The sequence below is a fragment of the Hyphomonas sp. genome, assembly GCF_965284475.1.
In the GTDB taxonomy this organism is placed as follows: domain Bacteria; phylum Pseudomonadota; class Alphaproteobacteria; order Caulobacterales; family Hyphomonadaceae; genus Hyphomonas.
Map to the genome: position 1 here is coordinate 879,968 of NZ_OZ260087.1, position 22,006 is coordinate 901,973.

Annotated in this window: 20 protein-coding genes; 13 read left to right on the plus strand and 7 right to left on the minus strand. The window is 61.9% G+C overall.

Features of this window, described 5'->3' with window-relative positions:
- Positions 1-11: 11 nt before the first annotated feature.
- A complete protein-coding gene (locus tag ACQ66M_RS04095) occupies positions 12-797 on the plus strand; it encodes an SDR family NAD(P)-dependent oxidoreductase (RefSeq protein ID WP_350174228.1) in 786 nt (261 codons plus the stop codon).
- A gap of 76 nt (positions 798-873) precedes the next feature.
- On the opposite strand, the gene ACQ66M_RS04100 is transcribed toward ACQ66M_RS04095, so the two are convergent.
- The gene (locus ACQ66M_RS04100) at positions 874-1,176 is read right to left on the minus strand and encodes a hypothetical protein (RefSeq protein WP_350174230.1); all 303 of its coding nucleotides are present in this window, start codon (positions 1,174-1,176) and stop codon (positions 874-876) included.
- Positions 1,177-1,342: 166 nt separating this feature from the next.
- Positions 1,343-1,630, minus strand: coding sequence for a hypothetical protein (locus ACQ66M_RS04105; protein ID WP_350174232.1), 288 nt, complete (start codon positions 1,628-1,630; stop codon positions 1,343-1,345).
- A 206-nt stretch (positions 1,631-1,836) separates the two neighbouring features.
- On the opposite strand from ACQ66M_RS04105, the gene ACQ66M_RS04110 reads away from it, so the two are divergent.
- Positions 1,837-2,820 (plus strand): NAD(P)H-dependent flavin oxidoreductase, encoded by a 984-nt coding sequence (locus ACQ66M_RS04110; RefSeq protein ID WP_430402069.1) that lies wholly within the window; start codon positions 1,837-1,839, stop codon positions 2,818-2,820.
- A gap of 49 nt (positions 2,821-2,869) precedes the next feature.
- On the opposite strand, the gene ACQ66M_RS04115 is transcribed toward ACQ66M_RS04110, so the two are convergent.
- Together ACQ66M_RS04115 and ACQ66M_RS04120 are read right to left on the minus strand one after the other, a co-directional pair.
- Positions 2,870-4,051 (minus strand): PQQ-dependent sugar dehydrogenase, encoded by a 1,182-nt coding sequence (locus tag ACQ66M_RS04115; RefSeq protein ID WP_430402071.1) that lies wholly within the window; start codon positions 4,049-4,051, stop codon positions 2,870-2,872.
- A gap of 222 nt (positions 4,052-4,273) precedes the next feature.
- Positions 4,274-5,260 (minus strand): D-2-hydroxyacid dehydrogenase, encoded by a 987-nt coding sequence (locus ACQ66M_RS04120; RefSeq protein ID WP_430402073.1) that lies wholly within the window; start codon positions 5,258-5,260, stop codon positions 4,274-4,276.
- Between ACQ66M_RS04120 and ACQ66M_RS04125 the strand changes: the two genes are divergently transcribed.
- The 3 genes from ACQ66M_RS04125 to ACQ66M_RS04135 are packed head-to-tail and all read left to right on the plus strand — an operon-like array spanning position 5,240 to position 8,245.
- On the plus strand, positions 5,240-5,665 hold the full coding sequence (locus ACQ66M_RS04125; protein ID WP_350174240.1) for a TIGR02301 family protein: 426 nt from the start codon (positions 5,240-5,242) through the stop codon (positions 5,663-5,665). The genes ACQ66M_RS04120 and ACQ66M_RS04125 overlap by 21 nt on opposite strands.
- Positions 5,665-7,584, plus strand: coding sequence for a gamma-glutamyltransferase family protein (locus tag ACQ66M_RS04130; protein WP_430402075.1), 1,920 nt, complete (start codon positions 5,665-5,667; stop codon positions 7,582-7,584). The genes ACQ66M_RS04125 and ACQ66M_RS04130 overlap by 1 nt, the downstream gene beginning before the upstream one ends.
- On the plus strand, positions 7,574-8,245 hold the full coding sequence (locus ACQ66M_RS04135; protein ID WP_350174244.1) for a uracil-DNA glycosylase: 672 nt from the start codon (positions 7,574-7,576) through the stop codon (positions 8,243-8,245). Before ACQ66M_RS04130 ends, ACQ66M_RS04135 begins: the two co-directional genes overlap by 11 nt.
- Positions 8,246-8,288: 43 nt before the next feature.
- Here ACQ66M_RS04135 and smpB read toward each other — a convergent pair whose 3' ends face one another.
- Both smpB and dapA read right to left on the minus strand, forming a co-directional pair.
- Positions 8,289-8,768, minus strand: coding sequence for an SsrA-binding protein SmpB (smpB, locus tag ACQ66M_RS04140; RefSeq protein WP_350174246.1), 480 nt, complete (start codon positions 8,766-8,768; stop codon positions 8,289-8,291).
- Positions 8,769-8,777: 9 nt separating this feature from the next.
- Positions 8,778-9,656: a 4-hydroxy-tetrahydrodipicolinate synthase gene (gene dapA, locus ACQ66M_RS04145; protein WP_350174248.1), complete on the minus strand. Its 879-nt coding sequence runs from the start codon at positions 9,654-9,656 to the stop codon at positions 8,778-8,780.
- Between the two features lie 102 nt (positions 9,657-9,758).
- Here dapA and ACQ66M_RS04150 point away from each other — a divergent pair, with 102 nt between their 5' ends.
- From ACQ66M_RS04150 to ACQ66M_RS04185, 8 genes are all read left to right on the plus strand, one after another.
- Positions 9,759-11,780 (plus strand): lytic transglycosylase domain-containing protein, encoded by a 2,022-nt coding sequence (locus ACQ66M_RS04150; RefSeq protein WP_350174250.1) that lies wholly within the window; start codon positions 9,759-9,761, stop codon positions 11,778-11,780.
- An 81-nt stretch (positions 11,781-11,861) separates the two neighbouring features.
- On the plus strand, positions 11,862-13,316 hold the full coding sequence (locus tag ACQ66M_RS04155; RefSeq protein WP_430402077.1) for an amidohydrolase: 1,455 nt from the start codon (positions 11,862-11,864) through the stop codon (positions 13,314-13,316).
- An 89-nt stretch (positions 13,317-13,405) separates the two neighbouring features.
- The gene (locus tag ACQ66M_RS04160; protein WP_430402079.1) at positions 13,406-15,697 is read left to right on the plus strand and encodes a hypothetical protein; all 2,292 of its coding nucleotides are present in this window, start codon (positions 13,406-13,408) and stop codon (positions 15,695-15,697) included.
- A gap of 185 nt (positions 15,698-15,882) precedes the next feature.
- The gene (gene nadA / locus ACQ66M_RS04165) at positions 15,883-17,025 is read left to right on the plus strand and encodes a quinolinate synthase NadA (RefSeq protein WP_350174256.1); all 1,143 of its coding nucleotides are present in this window, start codon (positions 15,883-15,885) and stop codon (positions 17,023-17,025) included.
- Positions 17,026-17,101: 76 nt separating this feature from the next.
- Complete coding sequence (locus ACQ66M_RS04170; protein WP_430402081.1) at positions 17,102-17,569, plus strand: hypothetical protein; 468 nt, start codon at positions 17,102-17,104, stop codon at positions 17,567-17,569.
- Complete coding sequence (locus ACQ66M_RS04175) at positions 17,553-19,124, plus strand: L-aspartate oxidase (protein WP_430402083.1); 1,572 nt, start codon at positions 17,553-17,555, stop codon at positions 19,122-19,124. The genes ACQ66M_RS04170 and ACQ66M_RS04175 overlap by 17 nt, the downstream gene beginning before the upstream one ends.
- A complete protein-coding gene (nadC, locus tag ACQ66M_RS04180) occupies positions 19,121-19,975 on the plus strand; it encodes a carboxylating nicotinate-nucleotide diphosphorylase (RefSeq protein ID WP_430402085.1) in 855 nt (284 codons plus the stop codon). Before ACQ66M_RS04175 ends, nadC begins: the two co-directional genes overlap by 4 nt.
- A gap of 41 nt (positions 19,976-20,016) precedes the next feature.
- Positions 20,017-20,829: an SDR family oxidoreductase gene (locus ACQ66M_RS04185; protein ID WP_430402087.1), complete on the plus strand. Its 813-nt coding sequence runs from the start codon at positions 20,017-20,019 to the stop codon at positions 20,827-20,829.
- A gap of 63 nt (positions 20,830-20,892) precedes the next feature.
- On the opposite strand, the gene ACQ66M_RS04190 is transcribed toward ACQ66M_RS04185, so the two are convergent.
- A complete protein-coding gene (locus tag ACQ66M_RS04190) occupies positions 20,893-21,984 on the minus strand; it encodes a cell wall hydrolase (protein WP_350216235.1) in 1,092 nt (363 codons plus the stop codon).
- Positions 21,985-22,006: the final 22 nt, after the last annotated feature.

Here is a 22,006-nt window from a genome sequence, read left to right on the forward strand (position 1 = left end):
AGGAGACACTGATGACCTATGCACCGTTTAACCTGTCCGGCAAAACCTGCCTCGTCACGGGCGGCAACCGGGGGATCGGGCTTGGCATGGCTGAAGCGCTTGCCGCCTCCAATGCCGATGTCGCGATCTGGGGCCGCAATGCCGACACCAACAAGGAAGCCGTCGCAAAACTGGAAAAACTCGGAACCGGCAAAGTGGCCGCATGGTCTGTCGACGTGGGCGAAGAAGACCAGGTCATCAAGGCCATGGCCGATGTCGAAACCCATTTCGGCCGGATCGATACATGCATCGCCAATGCCGGCGTCGGTCGCGGTGCGGCGAGCTTTGAGGAAATGACCATCGAAACCTGGCGCTACAATCACCGGATCAACATGGAAGGCGCCTTCTTCACCCTCCGCGAAGCGGCGAAATCCATGGTCAAGCGCGCCAAGGCGGGCGATCCGGGTGGCTCGCTGATCGGCACGGCCTCGCTCGCCGGCATCGAAGGCGCAGGCCGCAACCAGGCCTATGCAGCCACCAAGGGCGGGCTTATCGCAATGATGAAAGCCATCGCGGTCGATTATGGCCGCTACAATATCCGCGGCAATTCCATTCTGCCCGGCTGGATCGCAACGGACATGACCGAAGCGGCGCAAGGCAATGACACGTTCACGACCAAGGTCATCTCGCGCGTACCGATTCGGCGCTGGGGCGAACCGGAAGACTTTGGCGGCATGGCGGTCTACCTCGCCTCGGATGCCTCAGCCTACCATTCCGGCACCACGCTGATCATCGATGGCGGCTATTCAATATTCTAAACGCCCGACGCGCGGACAATAAAAAAGGGCCGCTCCGAAAGGGGCGGCCCTTGTTCGGCTCGTCTGGAGCCGAAGCCTATTCCTGTGGCTCTTCGGTCACTTCTGCTTCTTCGGTCATTTCTTCCGCAGCAGCTTCGACATCGTCAGCAGCTTCGTCGACGGCTTCAGCAGCGTCGTCGAGAGCAGCGTCAGCAGCTTCCAGCGAGTCCGAAGCGACTTCTGCAGTGGCTTCAGCAGCTTCTTCCGTTGCGTCAGAAGCAGCTTCCACAGCTTCTGCAGCCGATTCGACAGCGGCATCAGCGGCTGGCTGAGCGTCTTCTGCTGGTGTGCAAGCGGCGAGAGCCAGCGCAGCAGCGCCGATGATCATGATGTTCTTCATTGTAATACCCCTGTTGTTGGTCAGATGACCGGGAAGGCCCATAGCACTTCTCGGTCATTACTAAAAGTTCATTTTCTCAGGCAGCCGTTATTGTTCGACCTTTGATCCCTGTAACGGAAAAAGCCCCCTCCCGGTAGGGAGAGGGCAAATTCCGGCTATGTCAGCCTTATTCAGCATCCGGTGCCGAAGCTTCTGCTTCGACTTCGGTGGCAACTTCAGCTTCGGCTTCGGCTTCGTCTTCAGCCACAACTTCAGCTTCACCATCGCCCTGTGCTTCAACTTCAGCAGCGACTTCTGCGTCTTCAGCAACAGCGACCTCGGCGGTTGCATCAACGGCTTCAGCCGCTTCAACAGCCGCTTCTGGTGCGGCAGTCGCTTCTTCTGTTGGTCCCATAGCCATGGCACCACCAGCGAAAAGGGCTGCGATGGCAGCGCTTGCAAAAAGTTTCGTCATAGGAGCTTCCCCTCGTTTGACTTATTATCACCGAGTGGACAATTCCCTCGGCTTGGTACGCTGTTTGACCGCAGATCACGGCGGGAATGGGGCAAACTGTAGGCGATTGTGACCACACGATACCGGTTATGCCCCTCTTGCGTTGACCTTGGGGCGGCCGCCTAGGGTGCACAATCCGGATTTCATTACAGAAAGGATGCCATCCCATGGCCCTCAACACCGCGCTGACGAAACTGCTCAAAGTCGATCACCCCATCATGCTCGCAGGCATGGGCGGCGTCTCGTATGCCGAAGTCTGCGCCGCCATGTGCAATGCGGGCGGCTACGGCGTGCTCGGCATGGCCGGCACCGGACCGGACTTCATTGCCGGCCAGATGAAACGCGTCCGCGAGCTCACCGACAAGCCTTTCGGCGTCGACCTCCTGGCCGCCAGCCCCGAAAGCCTCGAGGAATCAGTCGACGTGATCATCAAGGGTGGCGCTGATTCGTTTGTCGCAGGCCTTGGCGTGCCGATGCCGATCATGAAGCGGCTCAAGGATGCGGGCGTGAAGGTCATGGTGGTTGGTGGCGCCGTCAAGCACGCGATCAAGGCCGAACAGGCTGGCTGCGACGCGGTGATTCTCCAAGGCGGCGAGGGCGGCGGCCATACCGGCCTTGTCGGCACGATGCCCCTCGTGGCGCAGGCTGTCGAAGCCGTAAATATCCCGGTCATTGCAGCCGGCGGAATTTATGACGGTCGCGGTCTTGCCGCGGCGCTCGCGCTCGGGGCCTGCGGTGTCTGGATGGGTACGCGCTTCATTGCATCCGAAGAGGCGCACGCCGCCAACATGTACAAGCAGGCCGTCGTCGGCGCAGGCGACACGGACACGACACGCACGCGTTGCTATTCCGGTAAGCCTATGCGCTGCCGCACGAACGAGTATATCAATGACTGGGAAACCCGCCCCCAGGACATCAAGCCGTTCCCGTTCCAGGCCATCCATTCCAGCCAGACAGGTGTGATCGGCGGCATTGGCGGCATTGTTGACGAGGCCAAGCTCGATCAGGACACGTCCTGTTTCGCTATGGGCCAGTCGGCTGGCGGGGTGCATGAGGTCAAGCCGGTCGCGGCCATCGTTGCCGATATCATGCGCGATGCCGAAGCTGCCATCGACCGGATGGCCGCAATGAAGGCCAAAGCGACCGCCTGATGACATGCCCGGCCGGACGTGCGTCCGGCCGGGCACCATCACTGGCTGCCTATTCGGCCGGCATCAGGCGCAACAGGCGTCCGCCGTCGCGATCCTCCAGCACATAGATGGCGCCGTCCGGTCCCTGTTCGGGCTCACGGACACGCTTGCCCCATTCATACCGCGCCGCTTCCGATGCCTTCAGGCCACCTTCCGCGTCCGGCTCGAACGTCACACGGATCAGGGCCCGGGAGGACAGGCCGCCGATAAAGGCGTCACCTTTCCAGTCCGCAAACCGGTCACCCTCATAAAACATCAGGCCTGCCGGGCTGATGGCGGGCACCCAGGCAACGGCCGGGGCCTCGAAGGTTGGCACGCTGGCATGGTTCGGAATCTTGGTGCCATTGTAATGGTCGCCTTCCGATACGGCAGGATAGCCATAATTCTGTGACCGGACGATCAGGTTCAGCTCGTCGCCGCCCTTCGGTCCCATTTCCTGCTCCCACAAGCGCCCCTCGCTGTCGAAGGCGATGCCCAGCGGGTTGCGATGCCCGAGCGTCCAGACCTGGTCGGCGATCGCGCCATTGCCGTAGAACGGGTTGTCCTCCGGCACGCTGCCATCCTGGTTGATACGGATGATCTTGCCGAGATTCATCGCCATGTTCTGGGCGGGATTGAATTTCTGGCGCTCGCCCGAGCTGATGAACAGATGCCCGTCCGGCGAGACAGCCAGCCTGTGACCGTAATGCCCGTTGCCCTTTACCTTGGGTGCCTGGCGCCAGATAACTTCCCGGTCCGACAGTTCACCGCCTTCATCTTTGAGCGTCAGCGTTGCGCGCTCGACGGCTGCGCCGCTCAGGCTGTCATCATCCACGTCGCGTTCGACATAGGACAGGAACACTGTGCCATTGCTGGCAAAATCGGGATGCAGGATGAAATCGCCCATACCGCCCTGCCCGCGCGCTCTGACGGTCGGCGCATTGGTAATCTTTCCCAGCTTCTTCCCCTCGGCCGAGATCAGCCAGACATTGCCGGACTTCTCCGTCACGACGGCGCGGCGGTCGGGCAGGAAGGCCATCGCCCAGGCGCTGTCAAAGGTTTCAAGCGGAGTTGCGGAGAGTTTCACGCCATCCGTACCCGTTATGATTTCCGGTGTCGCAGATTGCGCCTGTGTGTCCTGCGCCGACGCGCAGTGGCAGAGGACGAGCGTGGAAGCGATTGCGCCGATGGCGCGCGTGAATTGACGTGGCATGATGTCTCCTTTTTTGCCTGAAGACGCTCCGCAGCCGGGGCGCCATGAACGCACTTTTTCGTCTGGCAGGACACAAGCCTTACGCCGAAAGCCATCCCGCCTGCCGATACAAGTCCTGCATCGGCTTATCGTTCCGACATAGTTCGCCACAGGCCGGTATCCACGTCTTGCCGGAAAGAAACCGGGGGAAGTGCGGCCCAGCCCGACATCCACTTCCCGGTCTCAGGCGAATTGCGACTTGTCGACAAGATGCTTCATCGGTTCGCCGGAGAAATACCTGCGCAGGTTTTCGATGAAGGTGTCATCCGCGCCAATCAGCGTGCCATGGGTCTGGGGGCTGTCATGCGGCGTCAGCGTGACGTGTGGATGCGCCCAGAGCGGATGGTCTGCCGGCAGCGGCTCCTGCGAGGCCACATCCAGCGCGGCATGAGCCGGGCGTCCGGCATCAAGCGCTGCCATCAGGGCGGCTTCATCGACCAGCGCGCCGCGGCCGAGATTCATGAACAGGGCGCCCGGCTGCATCGCCGCGAAGAAACCGGCATTGGCCATGCCTTCGGTCTCCGGCGTATGCGGCACACAGAGGAGCACGACATCGGCCTGTGGCAGTTCCGCCATGAGCGTATCGGGGTGCGCAATGCGGTCAGCCCCTTCCGCCAGGCCCTGGGACCGGCGCAGACCCGTCACATGCCCGCCCAGCGCCATGACGCGCCGCCCGGTGGATGCGCCGATCGACCCGAAGCCGACGATCAGCCAGTTTGAGCCGCGGATTTCGCGCGAATCCAGTTTTTCCCAGACGCCAGCCTCCTGCTGTGCGCGATGCTTCGGTCCCTGCCGGAAATAGTCGAGTGCCTGCCAGAGCGCCCATTCGGCCATCGCTTCTGACTGGGTGTGATTGGTTGTGTACGTGTTGGCCGCCTTGCCGATCATTACCAGGCCGGGATTCTCAATGCCTGCAGCCGCTGACTGGAACCAGTCGAGCCGGCTGCTTCCGGCCACCGCCAGGATGAACTGGCGCACGCCGGGGCAGAAAAAAGCCTCCGCATTGCCAAACGCAATCTCCGGTTTGGGTTCTGTTACAGTCTCTCCAGTGGAGGCCTTGGAGAAGACACCATTATCGTCCATGACGATGATATTGAGTTTGTCTTCGAGGCCCTTGAGCCTTGGAGCGATGCGCGCGAAGGTTTTCGCATGAATAAGACAGTCTTTCATGGCATCCTGCTTAGCCTGCTAGTGATCGCAGGCGCAAGCACAGCCTCGGCCCAGTCAGGCATTCCCCTGCGTGGGCCTGATTACTTCCGCGATGCGGCGGAACTCGCGGCGACGCTCGGATCGGCGCATGCCATTCGTGTGCGCTGCAACGGACGCGAAGACCAGTACTGGCGGCGTTACATGTCCGACATGCTTCGCTACGAAGCCCCGGAACGCGGCGGCCTGCGATCATCCCTCGTGGAAGGCTTCAACAATGCCTATACGCGCACAAGCGCCCAGTACTTGAACTGTGACAACCGCGCCATCGAGGCCGAGGCCCGGTTCGCGAACGATGGCCGCGATATCTCCAATCGCATGGCCACGCATTATTTTCCCAAGGATACCCGCAAGCGAGGACCCAACTGATGTTCAAGATCCTGATGGCTGGCGCAGCGGCGCTGCTGGCAACGTCCTGCGCCGCAATCGCGCCGCCGCCCACAGCTGACGCGAACACGTCCCGCGCGGCGACCGGCACCGAGACAGGCCCCGGCGACCGCATGCCGTCCGGCCGCACCTTGGGCGTACGCTCCGCCGTGATCGCGCCGAATGCGGCCGCCGCCACGGCCCACCCGCTCGCGACACAGACCGCACTCGATGTCATGAAGGCGGGCGGCAATGCCATGGACGCTGCCATCGCCGCGAATGCCATGCTGGGCCTCGTCGAACCCACCGGCAACGGCATTGGCGGCGACCTGTTCGCCATCGTCTGGGACCCGGAAACAAAACAGCTTTACGGCTATAATGGCTCCGGCCGCTCTGCCATGGGCGCCTCGCTCGCAGACATGCAGGCCGCCGCCGACAAGCACATGGACGGCAAGGAAATCCCGCCCTTCGGCGCGGCGTCCGTCACCGTGCCCGGCACGGTTGATGCCTGGTATGCGCTGCACGAAAAATTCGGCAGCCGCCCGATGCTGGCCAATTTCGAGCCCGCAATCCGCTATGCCCGCGCAGGCGCGCCGATCCCGGAAGTCATCTCCTATTACTGGAGTTTTGGCCCGAAGCGGTACGAACCCGCGTTTGAAAGCGGCATGCTTGAGGAGTATGATAACGCGAAGAAAACCTATTTCTCGCCACCGCCCGGCGAAGGCACCCTGTTTCGCAACCCGGACCTCGCCGACACGCTGGAACGCATCGGACAGAACGGACGCGACGAGTTTTACAAGGGCCAGACCGCCAGGACGATGGACACCTATTTCAAGCGCATCGGCGGCGCCCTGCGCCATGAGGATTTCGCCGCCCACAAGGGCGAATTCGTCGAACCGGTCTGCGTAACCTATCGTGGCGACTACAAGGTCTGCGAACTGCCGCCAAATACGCAGGGCATTACCGCCCTGCAGATGCTGCAGATGCTAGAAAAATTCGACCTGCGGGGCATGGGCTTCGGCTCGGCTGATTCGATCATGGCCCAGGTAGAGTCCAAACGCCTCGCCTTTGCCGACCGGGCCCGCTATTTCGCTGACCCGAAATTCTCCCGCATTGACGAGCGCGCCTTCGTCAAGCCTGCGCGCACCGCCCGCCAGGCAGCCCACATCGCGCTCGACAGGGCCATGACCAACGTCCCGGTCGAGCCTTTCGGTGATGTCGAGGCCTCCCTGACACCTGCCGAAGCGGCCGCTGCGGACGCAAAACTCAAGGATGGCGACACGACCTATCTCACCGTCACCGACAGTGACGGCATGATGGTCTCGCTGATCCAGTCGAACTATCGCGGCATGGGGTCCGGCCTCGTTGCCGACGGGCTCGGTTTCATGTTCCAGGACCGCGGCCAGCTGTTCAGCCTCGACCCAAACCACCCCAACGTGTTCGAACCCGGCAAGCGCCCCTTCCACACCATCATCCCGGCCTTCGCCTTCAAGAAGGACATGCCCGGCTGCCAGGTCCGCGCCGTGCCGATCGAGCAGGCCTGCCCGTTCGAGCCATGGCTCAGCTTCGGCCTGATGGGCGGCGGCATGCAGCCGCAGGGCCATGTCCAGGTCATCCTCAACCTCGTCGATTTTGACATGGGCCTGCAGGAAGCCGGCGATGCCGCACGCTGGGAACATGTCGGCGGCTGCGAACCCACCAACAGGCTCGACGGCGATGCCTGCGAAACCGACATGGGCGTGGTCCAGCTCGAAAGCGGCATTCCGCCTGCCACCCGCGCCGAACTCGAACGCCGCGGCCATAGTGTTGAATGCTGCAAAGCGAATGCTGGCGGCTACCAGGCCATCATGCGCGACTTCGAATCCGGTGCCTGGATCGCGGCAACCGAAATGCGCAAAGATGGCGTCGCCGATGGCTTCTAAAGCCCCTTCTCTAACACTCACACCCGCCGAAGCCCCCCGCGACTGCCCCCTCTGCCCCCGTCTCGTGGCCTATCGCGAGACCGTCGCCGCCCGTGAGCCCACCTGGTTCAACGGCGCCGTGCCAAGTTTCGGGGACGATACGGCACGTCTCCTCATCGTCGGCCTCGCGCCCGGCGTAACGGGGGCCAACCGTACCGGCCGCCCGTTTACAGGCGATTGGGCGGGTGACCTTCTTTATGCGACTTTGGAAAAATTCGGTTTCTCATCAGGGGCTTACGCGGCATCCCCCGATGACGGGCTCGCACTGAAAGGCGCCATGATTACCAATGCGGTACGCTGCGTACCGCCAGAGAACAAGCCGGTCGGCGCTGAAATCAACACCTGCCGCCCCTTCCTCCAGTCACGCATCAAGGCCCTGCCCGATCTCAAGGTCCTGTTGTGCCTTGGTAAAATCAGTCACGACTCGACCGTGCGCACTCTTGGCCTGAAACTCAGCGCCCATCCCTTTGGCCACAATACCCGCTATGACGTATCTTTCGAAGGCCGCCCGCTGACCCTGCTCTCAAGCTATCACTGTAGCCGCTACAACACGAATACGGGCCGCCTGACGGCCGAAATGTTCGAGGATGTGTTTGCGGTGGCGAAAGAGATCGCCGGTTGAACGTCGCTCAGGGTGAGCCCTTTGGTGACACGTCGGAAACGCCTCACCCCTCCTTCAGGATCCGGGCCTTTTGCCGTTGCCAGTCGCGCTTGGCCTCGACCTCTCGCTTGTCATGGGATTTGCGGCCAGTCGCCGTGCCAATCAGGATTTTCGCGATGCCCCGGTCGTTGAAATAGAGCTTCAAGGGCACGATCGTGCGGCCCGCACGGTCCACTTCCTGAGACAGTTTCGACAGTTCCCGCTTGGATACAAGCAGTTTCCGCTTGCGCTTCGGTTCATGGTTGAACCGGTTCGCCGCCGTGTAGATCGGAATGTCGCAATTGATCAGGTAGAGGCCGCCATCCTCGACGCTGGCATAGCTCTCGGCAATATTCGCCCGGCCTTCGCGCAGGGACTTGACCTCGGAGCCGACCAGCATGATGCCAGCCTCCAGCGTGTCTTCCACAGCGTATTCACGCCGGGAACGCCGGTTTTCTGCAACGAGGCCATCGCCCCTGCCCTTGGTCTGCGGTTTCTTCGCCATCGGGTCTATTTAGGTCCTGAGACCCGCCAGCGCCATAGCGGCGTCAATCGTCTCGCGCGCGGCCGCATCCGGCCCGGTGATCGGCAGCCGCACGTCCGGCTGGCACAGGCCTAGCCGCGACAGGGCATATTTCGTGGGTCCGGGTGATGGCGCGCAGAACAATGCCTTGTGCAGGGCGACAAGCCTGCGCTCGATTTCCTGCGCACTGGCCAGGTCGCCCGCATGGAAGGCGGCATGCATGCCCGCACACATGTCCGGCGCCACGTTCGCCGTTACAGAGATGCACCCTCGGCCGCCCATGGCGAGATGGCCGAGCGCGCTCGGGTCGTCGCCTGACAATTGCACGAATTGTTCCTGCCCCATCAGCGCCGCATGCAGGCTGACCCGGTCCATGTCGCCGGTCGCATCCTTGATGCCGACAATGTTTGGCAGGCGCGCCAGGCGTGCCACTGTTGCGGGCAATAAATCGACAACCGTTCGGCCCGGCACGTTATAGAGCAGGACTGGCAGTGCGACGGCATCATTGATGGCCTGGAAATGCGCCTCAAGACCTGCCTGATTTGGGTTATTGTAATAGGGACAGACGACCAGAGCCGCATCGGCGCCGACCGTCTTGGCATGCTGGACCAGGTCAATCGCCTCGTCGGTCGCGTTCGAGCCTGCACCCGCGATCACCGGCACGCGCCCTGCAACAACCTCTACACAAAGCGTCACAACATCCTTGTGTTCTTCGGTTGTGAGGGTGGATGTCTCCCCTGTCGTGCCGACAGGCACCACGGCGCTGGATCCCCCGGCTATCTGACGCTCGACAAGGGCCACGAATGCATCACGATCCACGGCACCATTCTTGAATGGTGTGACGAGCGCTGGGATTGAGCCGTGAAACATCGTATTATTGCCGTGATTAGGGTGTTGGTGGAAATTCTAGCGTTATATTTAACAATGCCTTCTCATGCTTTGGCATAGAAATAAACACCGATGACCTCACTCATGATTCGCTCCCTCTCTGTTTGTGTTCTGCTCGGCCTCGGGGCCCTGAGCGCCGCTGCATCTGCGTTGCCGGATGCGCCGAGCCTGAAGCCGAAACGCGTTTACGCATCCCAGACAACCGACGCCAGGAATGCAGAAATCCTGCACAAGGCCATGGACGCAGCCGGGCGCTATGACTGGTCCGAAGTCGCCAGCCTCCAGCGCCAGGCAACCGACCCGGTTGTACGAAACCTGATCATGTGGGTCCGCGCCAGCGAAGGCGTTCCGGGCATGGGCTTCGATGAAGTCGCCAGTGCCATCGATACGCTGCCAACCTGGCCAAAGACCGACCGCATGCGCAAACGTGCCGAAGAAATCATCGACCTGTCATCTCTCAGCCATGGCGACCGCATTCTCTGGCTCACGAAATCCGGGCCGCAGACCGGCGCAGGCAAGATCGCCCTCGCCCGCAGCTACAAGGCCGTCGGCCAGCCGGCCAAGGCAGAAGCCCTGGTGCATGACGCATGGCGCAACAATTCGATGGACCGCGACCTCGAGCGCATCGTGCTGGCAACCTATGGCGGCTTCCTCACAGAGGCCGACCATCGCGCCCGTATCGAGTTCCTGCTCTGGACCAACCAGCGCACCGCCGCATCCAACCTCAAACCGCTGGTCAGTGCGGACTATCGCAAACTCGTCGACGCCCGCATTGCCCTTGCCGGGCGCGGCCGTAATGTTGACCGCCTGGTTGAGGCCGTGCCCGCCTCGCTGCAGGACAATCCCGGCCTGCTCTATGATCGCGCGCGCTGGCGCCGCACACGCGGCAACCAGGAAGGCGCGACACCACTGCTCGTCAGCATCGACGCCAAGGACGTTCCCGAGGCCGGCCGTTCCAAACTGTGGGACGAGCGCAATATCGCCATGCGCACAGACCTGAAAGACGGTAAATGGGCGCGCGCCTACCAGCTGACCGCACCGCATGCCATGTCAGAAGGCGCTGATTTTGCTGACGCGGAATGGGCCGCTGGCTGGATCGCGCTGCGCCTGAACAATAATCCTGAACGCAGCCTGAAACACTTCAAGGACATGACGGCCAGCGTCTCGACGCCGATAAGCCTTGCACGTGGAGAATATTGGGCCGGCCGCGCAGAAGACGTGCTGGGCGAACCGGACGCTGCGCGCGCCTCCTACGGCGCAGCCGCGACGCACAAGTTCACCTATTATGGACAACTCGCCGCCGAACGGCTCGATGATCGCAAACTGTCCTTCGCCGCATCTACAGAACCCACACCGGAAGAAGTGGCCGCGTTCAACGCCCGTCCGCTGGTGGCGGCCCTGCGCCTTCTCGGCGAATCCGGTGAGACGCGCCTGTTCCGCGAATTTGCCTATCATCTCGATGACCAGCTGACCGCAGAGTCCGAATTCATCCTGCTGGCCCGCATGGCTACGGAATACCAGGTACCGGACATCGGCGTACGCGGCGCCAAGGCCGGGCTCGCCAAGGGCATTGTTGCAACAGACGCGGCCTATCCGGTCGTCTCCTTCCCGATGCTGCGCGAACCGCGTGTTGAAAAGCCGCTCATGCTGGCCCTGTCGCGCCAGGAGAGCGAAATGAACCCCAATGCGATCAGCCATGCCGGCGCACGCGGCCTGATGCAGTTCATGCCGGCAACGGCAAGGAACGAAGCCCGGCTTCGGGGCCTGCCCTATCGCGCCTCATGGCTCACCGATGATCCGGGATACAACATGACCCTGGGCGGCCAGCATCTCGACACACTGCTATCGCAGTTCCGGGGCAGCTACATCATGACGGCCGCCGCCTACAATGCCGGGCCCAGCCGGCCCAAGCAATGGATCGAGGATTACGGCGACCCGCGCACCGGACAGGTTGATCCGGTCGACTGGGTCGAGTTCATCCCGTTCTCTGAAACGCGAAACTATGTCCAACGCGTCCTCGAAAACACGCAGGTCTACCGTCAGCGTCTCGCCGGCACGCCTGTCGACATCGAGCTCTCGGAAGACCTGGATCGCGGCCGCAACTAGGGCCAGGCGTGGCGCCTGCCACTTGGCAGGGCGGTAAACTCCGCTAGGGTCGCGCCTGAATGGAATTCAGGAGTTTCCGTGATGTTACGCCCAGCCGCCTTGACCGCCCTCGCCCTTGTTCTCGTCGCCTGCGGAGGCGCCGGCAAGGACAAGGCCGCTGACGCAAATGGTACTGACGGTCCTGCGAACATTACCCCGGCCTCCACACAGTCCGGCAAAACCGACACGCCTGCCAACGCGACCGCGACACCGCTGCCAAGCGCAGACCCGGCCCTCGTTGAATTCTACAAGCGCCTCCACGCCACTCCCGAACTCTCATTCAGGGAATCGGAGACCTCGGCCATTCTCGCCAATGAGCTCCAGACCCTCGGCTTTGAAGTCACCACCGGCATTGGCCAGGACTGGGTGGTCGAGAAGTCGATGAAGGACAATGGCGAGGTACTCGACGGCGTGGGTGGCTATGGCGTGGTCGGCGTCTTCAGGAATGGCAACGGCCCGACAATCCTGATCCGCACGGACATGGACGCCCTGCCGGTTCCCGAACAGACCGGGCTTCCATTTGCCTCGACCGTTGAAGCCACGACATGGACCGGCGTTGAGAGCTACGTGATGCATGCCTGCGGGCATGATGTGCATATGACCAGCTGGGTCGGCACGGCGCGCGAACTGATTGCCCGCAAGAACAAGTGGAAAGGCACGCTTGTCATGATCGCCCAGCCAGCCGAGGAGATTGGCCTTGGCGCGCAGGCCATGCTTGCCGACGGCCTGTATACGCGCTTTCCCAAGCCCGACTACAACCTCGCCCTGCACGTCTCGGCTGCGGCCCCGGCTGGCACGATCAATTATTCCAGCGGCTTTGCGCTCGCCAATGTCGACAGTGTCGACATCAAGGTGAAAGGCGTTGGCGGCCACGGTGCCTATCCGCATACGACACGGGATCCGATCCTTGTCGCGTCGCACATTGTCGTTGCGCTGCAGAGCCTGGTCTCGCGCAACACCAACCCACAAGACAGCGCCGTCGTCACGGTCGGTTCTTTCAAGTCGGGCGCCAAGCACAATATCATTTCCGACGAAGCGAACCTGCTGCTCACGGTGCGCTCCTATGACGATGCGACCCGCAAGATGCTGCTCGACGGCATCTCCCGGATCGCCCGCGCCGAAGCCATGGCCTTCGATGCGCCGGAGCCTGAAATCACCATCGAAAGTGACTATACCCCCGCCACTTACAATGATCCCGATACGACTGCCCGCACGATGAAGGCCATCGGCAAGTCGATCGGCGCGGCCAATGTCAGGGAGATGAAACCTGTCATGGGCGGCGAGGATTTCAGCCAGTATGCCCGAACGGAGGAGCAGATCCCGAGTGTGATCTTCTGGGTCGGCGCCGTTGAACCTGCGAAATTTGACGCGGCGCAGAATGGCGGTCCTTCCCTGCCATCCCTGCACTCTTCAGGCTTCGCGCCCGACTATGACCCGACCATTGCCACCGGCGTCGAAGCCATGACCGCAGCCGCGATCGAGCTGTTCAAGGACTAGGGCGGCTCGCGGGGAAGCCAAGTTTCAACTTCCCAATGAAGTTAACAAATGGTTAAGTTCCCGCCACATTTGGAGTGGGGACGCCAATGATGGCTGTTTTAAACGTGGAGTGGAGGCCAGGCTGGCCGCAATGGCGCGGGCTTAGCAAGGATGATCTGTGGCTCGGCGTCTTCGCTCTTTGCGTGGTTGCGCTCGGCGCATTGGCTTTGGCGCTGGCTGACCTCGAAAACCCAGACGCCATATCGGGCTGGGCCGCATGGGGCCTCATTATCGGCCTTCCGCTCGCTGCCTATGCTGCGCTTGGCCTGTACGTCATCCACACCCGGTGGAATGCCACCGACAAGGACGACGCGCCCGGCACGGAAGAACACCCCGCCTTCCATACGGCTTTCGTGTTCCTGTTTCTGATCCTTTCGACACTGGCCTGGATTGCCTTTGGTCCAAACGTGCCGTTCGCAGCCTGGCCGTGGCCGGTGGACCTGACGCACCCGGTCCAGCGCGGCATCTATCTCTGCGCCATGGCGACGGCTTTCCTGCCGCTTCTGTACGGTTTCCACTGCGTGGCTGCCGAGGCGGGCGGCAAGGACAGGCGCAATTATCTCAAACCCGATGACGGCCCCGTCAGCATGGCCACGCTTCTGGGCGGAATAACCCTGATCGGAACGATCGGAGCCGGCGCATGGGCGGCGGGCGAGCAGGTCTTCTCGATGGAGCAGAATTTCGGACTCGTCATCATGGCGCTTGTCGTGCTGGGTTTCCTCGCTTTCATCTTCCTGCCGCACTTGTCGAGCCTGATCGGCGAGCGCGACGATCCCGACGCGCCGAAGACTGCTTCTGCAGGTTTTGCCGGGCATCCGGGCTATATTATCAGCGCGCTCGATGCCGCGCTGGTTCGCCTGCTGGCGCCTCTTTCCGGCGCGACCCAAGGCGGGTGGATGGTGCCCCAGCTGATCCTTGTCCTCATCATGCTTCCCCTGTCGGCTATGGGCTATGCCCTGCCCCATCCGTGGGGGCTTGCGCCAATTGCTATTGCCAGCCTGATCATCTTCGGGCTCGGCCGCCGCTGGGCCTGGGTTGAGGATGACCGGGAAAAGGCGTTGCGCATCCAGACCACGCGTTCCGACCAGTTCCGCATCGGCTTTGCCAATGACCTGCGCGACGAGGCACTCATGGGCTATGCGTGGCTGTTCGTGCTCGTGCCGCTCGCCCTGCGCCAGATCCAGATGCAGTTCGACCTGTTCGAGGCCGTCGACCCGATGATCCTGAGCGGTGCGGCCCAGTCGACAGGCCTCATCGAATGGCTGAAATTCTTCGGCACCGAACTCGCCAAGGGTGTCCCGATTGTCGACTGGGTGGACATCTATGACGTGACGCAGGAAGAGCCCTTCGTCCCGAAAGGCGCAGCAGCCCGGCATATCGTGTTCATCTCACGCCTGCTGGTGGACGTCGTGATCATTGCCGCCCTGCTGCAGGCCTTTGGCATCATGCAGCGTAACACAGCCCAGAAACGCCTGTTCGAAGCCGGGCAGATCGATTTCTTCGACCCTTTCCTGGAAGGGCGCATTTTTCAGCAGGCCCACCGCGGCACTGATCCAGTTTATCCAAATCGCGCAATTGTTTCCGAGAAATTCTCGAAACTGATCGCTAGTCATGTTGAAAGAAGTGCAGCACAGTTTCGTGGCGGAATTCCTTATAGTCTTCAGCGATTGAACGAGTTGATAGCCAGCAAGTCCGAAGAAGAGCGGCAGGTCGCAAGCTGGATAATTGGAAAATATGATCTCCTTGTCGGGCCGGTAGAAGATCGCATGGCCCTCCTGGGTCAACGATGGAGCGAACTGCAAAACGACCCCGAAGGTTCAGAATACTGGGAAGAAAATCCGCAATGGCGAAACAAGCAAAGAATGGATTTCGAGGGCATACTGAACGACGCACGGTTTGAGCGCACTGACTATTGGCGTGAGTCACGCTCAAAAGCCTTGTCTGCTTTACTCAAGCATGTGCACGGCAAGCCTGACTTCATTGAAGCTCGGAAGGCCGCCTACGCCATCCTGGGCACATCACCATCGCTCCATGCAGTCCGGGCCTTGGCCGCGCGAATCGTTTCGCCCGAAATAGCAGAAACCTTGCCACTGATGTCCGCCGAATCGGCTCTTGCATGGTCGTTTGAGGCTGAGCCCAAGGATGCTGAACGGGCTCTGGCACTAGACTCGCTGGGCGTCATCATAGACTTGATAAATAACACCACGCTCGCAAGCAAGAAGACCACAAGAGCTTTTGTCGAAGCCGTTTGCGAGCATGTTCTAAGATCACCGGGTAAAATGAGCCAGGCGGCCGCACGCCGTGTGCTTGAGAAGCTGAATGGCTTCAAAAGGGAGACCTAACCTCTACTTGCCATACCGCCAGCCCACCGCTAAACCCCTTTTGCTCATAGTGCGTATAACTATCGCAGAAGCATTGCACGTGTGCCCTGATTCCGGATGTTTGAAGGATTTGCCTTGAAACTGAAACGCTCAGGTCCATATTATACTCATATCGAGCATAAGTAGCTCGGTGCAAGGAGGACCCCATGGCCCGTTTGATCGATTCCGCTCCCGGCTGCCCGACCCCAACGCCCCTACGCGGCGCATCTGCCGCCGAAGCACGCGGCCTGTCCTATGACGCTGCCGTCAGGGCCGAGACCGATCACCTTTACCCGCTGGTCGCCGATTTCGTGACGCCGATGGAATGGCCCGCCGTTGCCCCGCTCGTGGCGGCGATCAACCGCCTCAAGAAAGCCAAAAACGCGGTCATTCTCGCCCACAACTACATGACACCGGATATTTTCAGCCTGGTAGGCGACTTTCGCGGTGACAGCCTGCAACTTGCCCGGGAAGCCTCTGCAACAAAGGCTGACATTATCGTGCAGGCTGGCGTGCATTTCATGGCCGAAACCTCGAAAATCCTGGCACCGGAAAAGACCGTGCTGATCCCTGACCTGCGCGCCGGCTGCTCGCTCGCCGCCTCGATCACGGGCGCCGATGTGCGCCTCATCAAGCAGAAATACCCCGACTACCCGGTCGTTACCTATGTGAACTGCACCGCTGACGTTAAGGCCGAGTGCCATATCACCTGCACCAGCTCGAATGCGTCGCAGGTTGTCGAGCATATCGCCAGGGAATGGAATTCCGACACGGTCATCATGGTGCCCGATCAGTACCTTGCGAAGAATGTCGCCGCCCAGACTGATATCCGCATAATGACCTGGCCCGGCGCCTGCGAAGTGCACGAGCTTTTCTCGGCCGATGATGTGAGCCAGCTGCGTGAAGCCCACCCTGGTGTCGTCATCCTGGCCCACCCGGAATGTCCGCCGGACGTACTGGAAGCGGCCGATTTTGCCGGCTCGACCTCTGCACTGGCAAATTACGTCTCCGAAAACAGCCCGAACAAGGTCGTCCTGCTGACGGAATGCTCAATGAGCGACAATGTTGCGGCTGTGAATCCGGACGTGAATTTCATCCGCCCGTGCAATCTCTGCCCGCACATGAAGCGCATTACGCTGGAAAACATCCATGACTGCCTCGTTACGGGCAAATACGAGGTGACGATCCCCGAAGATGTTCGCGTGCGTGCCAAGGAGTCACTTGATGCCATGATGGCGCTGCCCAAGCTGGCGCGCCCCCTGGCATTCAAAACCGGCATCAAGCCGCGTGAGCTTGAAATGGTGAAGTGAGGCAGTCCGGCAGTTGTGCGAAGACGCACGCCGGGTTTATGGTTTGGACGGGCGCGTGAGCTCGAAGGAGGCAAGCATGTTTCGGACCCGGTTCCGGCTGGTGGCAACGGCCCTGTTCGCCCTGCTTGCATGCGCCCCTGTCTCTGCAGGCAACAACAAGGACACCGACAAGTCGGACGTGCTCGGCGCGTGGACTTTCCAGACACGGCCCTACCGCAGTGGCACCTGCCTGATGACCGGCACGATGAACCTGTCGCCCCATCCCGAGGCCGGCCAGTACAATTGCGAACTGACCGCCGTCGAAGTCTGCTCCACCTGGGGGCGTTCGGTTGTGCGCCAGTCATGCCAGGCCAGACGGTTCGGCGACCAGGTCTCGATCCGCTCGCAGATCGAGGAAATGCTCGAAGCCAAGGTCGAAGGCCTGATCTATATGCCCGACAATTTCACGCTGACCATCGAATCTGCCGACCGCATGTTCGGCGCGCTCGTGTCCGCGGTAACCGCGCCGGCCGAATTCCGCCGCGCCAATGACGGGATATCCTGAAACAGTGACAAATGGGGGTGTGCTGAACATCGCTGCGTCCGGCGTGGCCGACAGTGAAGTGCTGATCGTCGGGGCCGGCCTTGCCGGCCTTTTTCTCGCGCTTGAACTGGCGCCGCGTCCCTGTGTCGTCATTTCACCTGCGCCGCTGGGCCAGGCCGCTTCGTCCGCATGGGCGCAGGGCGGCCTCGCTGCCGCGCTCGATCCGCTCGACAGCCCCGACCAGCATGCCAGTGACACGGTCAATGCCGGTTCCGGTCTGGTCGACCCGGTCGTTGCTCGCCTTATCGCTGAAGAAGGGCCTGCCCGCGTCCGCGATCTGGTCATGCTGGGCGTTCCCTTTGACCGCACGCCGGATGGCGCGCTGGCCCTGTCGCTTGAAGCGGCCCATTCGCGTCCGCGCGTCGCCCGCGTGGCCGGCGATCTTGCCGGCAAGGCCATCATGGATGCGCTCGTCGCAGCCGTTGCTGCCTCGACCCATATCACGGTGATCGAGGGCGTCCGCGCCGTCGGCCTGCTGCAGGATGGCAATCACCGTGTCGCCGGTGTCGTTCTGCGCGACAGTTCCGGCACGCTCACCACGCAGACTGCCCGCCAGACCGTGCTCTGCACCGGCGGCACAGGCGGACTGTTCCAGGTAACCACCAATCCCCGAGAGGCGCGCGGCGATGCGATTGCCATGGCTTATGAAGCGGGCGCATTGATCGCCGACGTCGAATTCGTCCAGTTCCATCCGACAGCCATCGATATTGGCCGCGACCCGGCCCCGCTCGCCACGGAGGCATTGCGCGGCGAAGGCGCTACCCTGCGCAATCGTGACGGCAAGCGCTTCATGGCGAAGTATCATACGCTTGAAGAACTTGCCCCGCGCGACGAAGTCGCCCGCGCCATCCATTCTGAACGCGCGGCCGGTCGTGGCGCCTTCCTCGATTGCCGCACAGCTGTCGGAAATCACTTCCCGGAGCATTTCCCGACTGTCTTCTCGGCTTGCAAGAGCGCCGGCATCGATCCGCGATTTGACATGATCCCGATTGCGCCCGCCGCGCATTATCACATGGGCGGGATTGTTGCCGACTTCTGGGGAAGGTCGACCCTGAACGGCCTGTCCGTCTGCGGAGAATGCACATCGACAGGCGCCCATGGTGCCAACCGCCTCGCGTCCAATTCCCTGCTCGAAGCCGTGGTCTTCTCTCACCGGATCGCGCAGCACCTGCGCGACGCCGACCTGCAAGCCCCCGGCCCCTCGACCGCCACCATTCCGGCCTCCCTGCCGCATGACGCCCTGCAGGTGCTGCGCGGCGATATGTCAGCCCGATGCGGCGTCGTCCGGGACGCCGAAGGCCTCGGCGAACTGATCGACACCATCACGAAGCTGCGAGACGCGCATGGCCCGGCCCGGCCCCTGATCACCGCCGGGCTGATGGCGACGGCCGCGCTCGCGCGCAAGGAAAGCCGCGGCGGCCATTTCAGAAGCGATTACCCGGATACCGACGCACCGGAGCGCCAGTTCCTGTTGCGCGAATTCCCTGTCACAACCGAAGAGGTTGCCCCCGCATGAGCCCTGTTCCCCCACCCCTGCCAGCCGTGATTCTCGAGCCCATCGTGCGCCTCGCTCTCTCCGAAGACCTTGGACGCGCCGGTGACCTGACAACCGATGCAACGATATCGCCCGATACGAAGATGAGCGTGGTCATCGCTGCGCGAAAGCCGGGCATCATTGCGGGTCTTGATGCGGCTGCCCACACGCTTCACCTCATCGACCCGGCCATGGCCCTGGCGATTGAGAAGCCCGATGGCAGCACCATCGCGCCGGGCGACGTGATCGGACGCCTGGACGGCACGGCGCGCTCGATCCTGACGGCAGAACGCACAATGCTGAACTTCATCGGCCGCCTGTCAGGTGTCGCCACGATGACGCGTACCTTTGTCGATGCGGTCGCACATACCGATGCGAAGATTGTCTGCACAAGGAAGACGACCCCCGGCCACCGGGCGCTTGAAAAGCGAGCCGTGCGGTGTGGTGGCGGAACAGCCCATCGCTACGGGCTTGATGATGCCATCCTGATCAAGGACAACCATATTGCAGCCTGCGGCTCCGTAGCCGAAGCGATGATGCGCGCCAAGGCCTATGCCGGCCACCTCCGCATGATTGAGATCGAGGTCGACACGCTGGACCAGCTGGAAGAGGCGCTGAAATTCGCCCCCCACGCCATCCTCCTCGACAATATGGATAACGACACGCTGCGCCGCGCGGTCGGGATGATCGATGGACGCGTCACGGCCGAGGCGTCGGGCGGGGTCAACCTGTCGACGGTTGCGGGAATTGCCGAAACCGGTGTCGATTACATATCTGTCGGCGCCCTCACCCATTCGGCGCCAAACCTTGACGTGGGGCTAGATGTGGTCTGACACTGCAGGCCGCAGGACAGACCTCGCAAGAAGGATAGCGCATGACCCGATCGGGCGGACGCAAGAGCATATTCATTACCGGCGCAGCCTCCGGCATCGGCGCCGAAACGGCCCGCTATTTCTCGAAACGCGGCTGGTATTGTGGCCTGTACGATGTGAACTCGGCTGGCCTTGCACGGGTGGCTGACGAGATCGGCACCGACAATTGCCATGTCGCAACGCTTGACGTGCGCCAGCGCCCTGACTGGGCCGCCGCTGTGACGGGCTTCGCAGACGCAACGGAAGGCGCAATGAACGTGCTTTTCAACAATGCGGGCATCGGCCGTCATGGCTGGTTCGAGGATGTCGCACCCGATGACAATGACTGGGTCGTCGACGTCAATGTCAAGGGCGTCATCAACGGCGTGCAGGCCTGCCTGCCCCTGCTGAAGACCACCCCGGGCGCCCGCATCGTCAACACGGCGTCCACGGCCGGGATTGTCGGCTCTCCTCAGCTCGCAGTCTACTCAGCCACCAAGTTCGCCGTGCGCGGGCTGACCGAAGCGCTCGATGCCGAATTCCGCGATCTCGATATCAGGGTCACCAGCCTGATGCCCTGGTTCGTCGACACGCCGATCCTCGACATGGGGGTGTCGGAAGGCGCCAATGTGAAAATGTCGGACCAGATCAGGGAAAACGGCATGAACGTGTATCCGGTCTCCATGGCGGCGGAACGCGCCTGGGATGCCGCCCACGGCAGGGACACACATTACATGGTCGGCAAGGATGCCGAACGTGCCCGATTCATGACACGCTGGCTGCCCGGCGCCATCAGCAAGCGCGTCAGGGCAAGCGTCCCGCCCCGCACCAGGTGATCCCCAACGAAAAGGCCGCAGACTTTCGTCCGCGGCCCGTCTCGTAACATTTCTTGGAAATGCCTACTGCATGACGCTCGGGTCGCGGTCATTGCTGGCGACCGTGATGCCGGTCTGCTTGGCCATATAGGCAGCAACTGCGTCTGCATTGCCTGTCGATTTCAGCTGCGGCTCTTCATAGTCAACCGACTTGATCGTGGTCAGGCGCGGTGCGCCATTCGTGATCGTGCGATCAGATACGGTGACAGTCGCCGGGGCGACAGTCGGGGCTTCGACTGTCTGGATGTATGAGGTTGCAGCACCATCCACCGGGGCGACAATCTCCTCATCGGCGCTGAGGGAAGCCAGCTGCACTTCGGCGCGCTTGGCCTTGTATCCCTGCCGCACGCTGGCCCATTCGGACCCGCGCGGGAAGCGATAGAAGATGTGCATGCCGATCTTGTCAGTCTTGATCAGGCCAGCGCTCCAGATCGGATCGACATAGGTTGCGTGATAGTGCGTTGCACCACCCGTGCTGTCGACGTTCAGGTTCATCAGGACATGCGCCGCAATCGTCTTGGCGCGTTCCCAGTTGCGGCCCATTGGCGGCGTTTTCAGCGCACCATCGCAGGTAAATGTGAACTGGCAGCCCGTCGTGCGGGTCGCACCCTGGAAGACCACGCCACAGGCAGTGTCGGGGTAACGGTGATCGGCCATGCGATTGGCAATGACTTCGGCAACCGCCACCTGGCCGCCAAGCGGCTCGTGGGCTGATTCGTAATACACGGCCTGCGCCAGGCATTTCTGTTCCGCGCTGATTGTCTCGGCGCGCTTGATATGTTCGGGGCGGAAGCTGACCAGCGAATTGAGCGCAGCGCCATCACGGTCTCGCATCGCATAGCGGCTCATCGAGGAACCGGTATCGCGCTCCAGCGTGTATTCAACAGTGCGCATCCACGGCGTATCCAGCAGGGATGGCGTATAGGCAGCCGACCGCACGGTCACGCCGCCATCTTCCATGCTGGCAAGCCGGACGGCCTGCTCACGGAAATCAGCGTCTGCGCGCTTCTCTGCCTGGATCTGGCCGACCATAGGCAACGTCACAGTCGCAGCCACGGCGCACACGGCAATCGTGGCGCCACGGACAAAGATATCTCGCTGTTCGTCGTCTGTCATCGTCATCCACCAACGCTTGAGC

Bases quoted from the DNA above. Each gene is read 5' to 3' on its own strand.
- ACQ66M_RS04095 (WP_350174228.1), top strand. From the start codon at position 12: ATGACCTATGCACCGTTTAACCTGTCCGGCAAAACCTGCCTCGTCACG.
- ACQ66M_RS04135 (WP_350174244.1), top strand. From the start codon at position 7,574: ATGGCTTCTAAAGCCCCTTCTCTAACACTCACACCCGCCGAAGCCCCC.
- ACQ66M_RS04105 (WP_350174232.1), bottom strand. From the start codon at position 1,630: ATGACGAAACTTTTTGCAAGCGCTGCCATCGCAGCCCTTTTCGCTGGT.
- ACQ66M_RS04125 (WP_350174240.1), top strand. From the start codon at position 5,240: ATGAATAAGACAGTCTTTCATGGCATCCTGCTTAGCCTGCTAGTGATC.
- nadA (WP_350174256.1), top strand. From the start codon at position 15,883: ATGGCCCGTTTGATCGATTCCGCTCCCGGCTGCCCGACCCCAACGCCC.
- ACQ66M_RS04155 (WP_430402077.1), top strand. From the start codon at position 11,862: ATGTTACGCCCAGCCGCCTTGACCGCCCTCGCCCTTGTTCTCGTCGCC.
- dapA (WP_350174248.1), bottom strand. From the start codon at position 9,656: ATGTTTCACGGCTCAATCCCAGCGCTCGTCACACCATTCAAGAATGGT.
- ACQ66M_RS04130 (WP_430402075.1), top strand. From the start codon at position 5,665: ATGTTCAAGATCCTGATGGCTGGCGCAGCGGCGCTGCTGGCAACGTCC.
- ACQ66M_RS04160 (WP_430402079.1), top strand. From the start codon at position 13,406: ATGGCTGTTTTAAACGTGGAGTGGAGGCCAGGCTGGCCGCAATGGCGC.
- ACQ66M_RS04150 (WP_350174250.1), top strand. From the start codon at position 9,759: ATGATTCGCTCCCTCTCTGTTTGTGTTCTGCTCGGCCTCGGGGCCCTG.
- nadC (WP_430402085.1), top strand. From the start codon at position 19,121: ATGAGCCCTGTTCCCCCACCCCTGCCAGCCGTGATTCTCGAGCCCATC.
- ACQ66M_RS04120 (WP_430402073.1), bottom strand. From the start codon at position 5,260: ATGAAAGACTGTCTTATTCATGCGAAAACCTTCGCGCGCATCGCTCCA.
- ACQ66M_RS04175 (WP_430402083.1), top strand. From the start codon at position 17,553: ATGACGGGATATCCTGAAACAGTGACAAATGGGGGTGTGCTGAACATC.
- ACQ66M_RS04190 (WP_350216235.1), bottom strand. From the start codon at position 21,984: ATGACAGACGACGAACAGCGAGATATCTTTGTCCGTGGCGCCACGATT.
- ACQ66M_RS04100 (WP_350174230.1), bottom strand. From the start codon at position 1,176: ATGAAGAACATCATGATCATCGGCGCTGCTGCGCTGGCTCTCGCCGCT.
- ACQ66M_RS04115 (WP_430402071.1), bottom strand. From the start codon at position 4,051: ATGCCACGTCAATTCACGCGCGCCATCGGCGCAATCGCTTCCACGCTC.
- ACQ66M_RS04170 (WP_430402081.1), top strand. From the start codon at position 17,102: ATGTTTCGGACCCGGTTCCGGCTGGTGGCAACGGCCCTGTTCGCCCTG.
- smpB (WP_350174246.1), bottom strand. From the start codon at position 8,768: ATGGCGAAGAAACCGCAGACCAAGGGCAGGGGCGATGGCCTCGTTGCA.
- ACQ66M_RS04185 (WP_430402087.1), top strand. From the start codon at position 20,017: ATGACCCGATCGGGCGGACGCAAGAGCATATTCATTACCGGCGCAGCC.
- ACQ66M_RS04110 (WP_430402069.1), top strand. From the start codon at position 1,837: ATGGCCCTCAACACCGCGCTGACGAAACTGCTCAAAGTCGATCACCCC.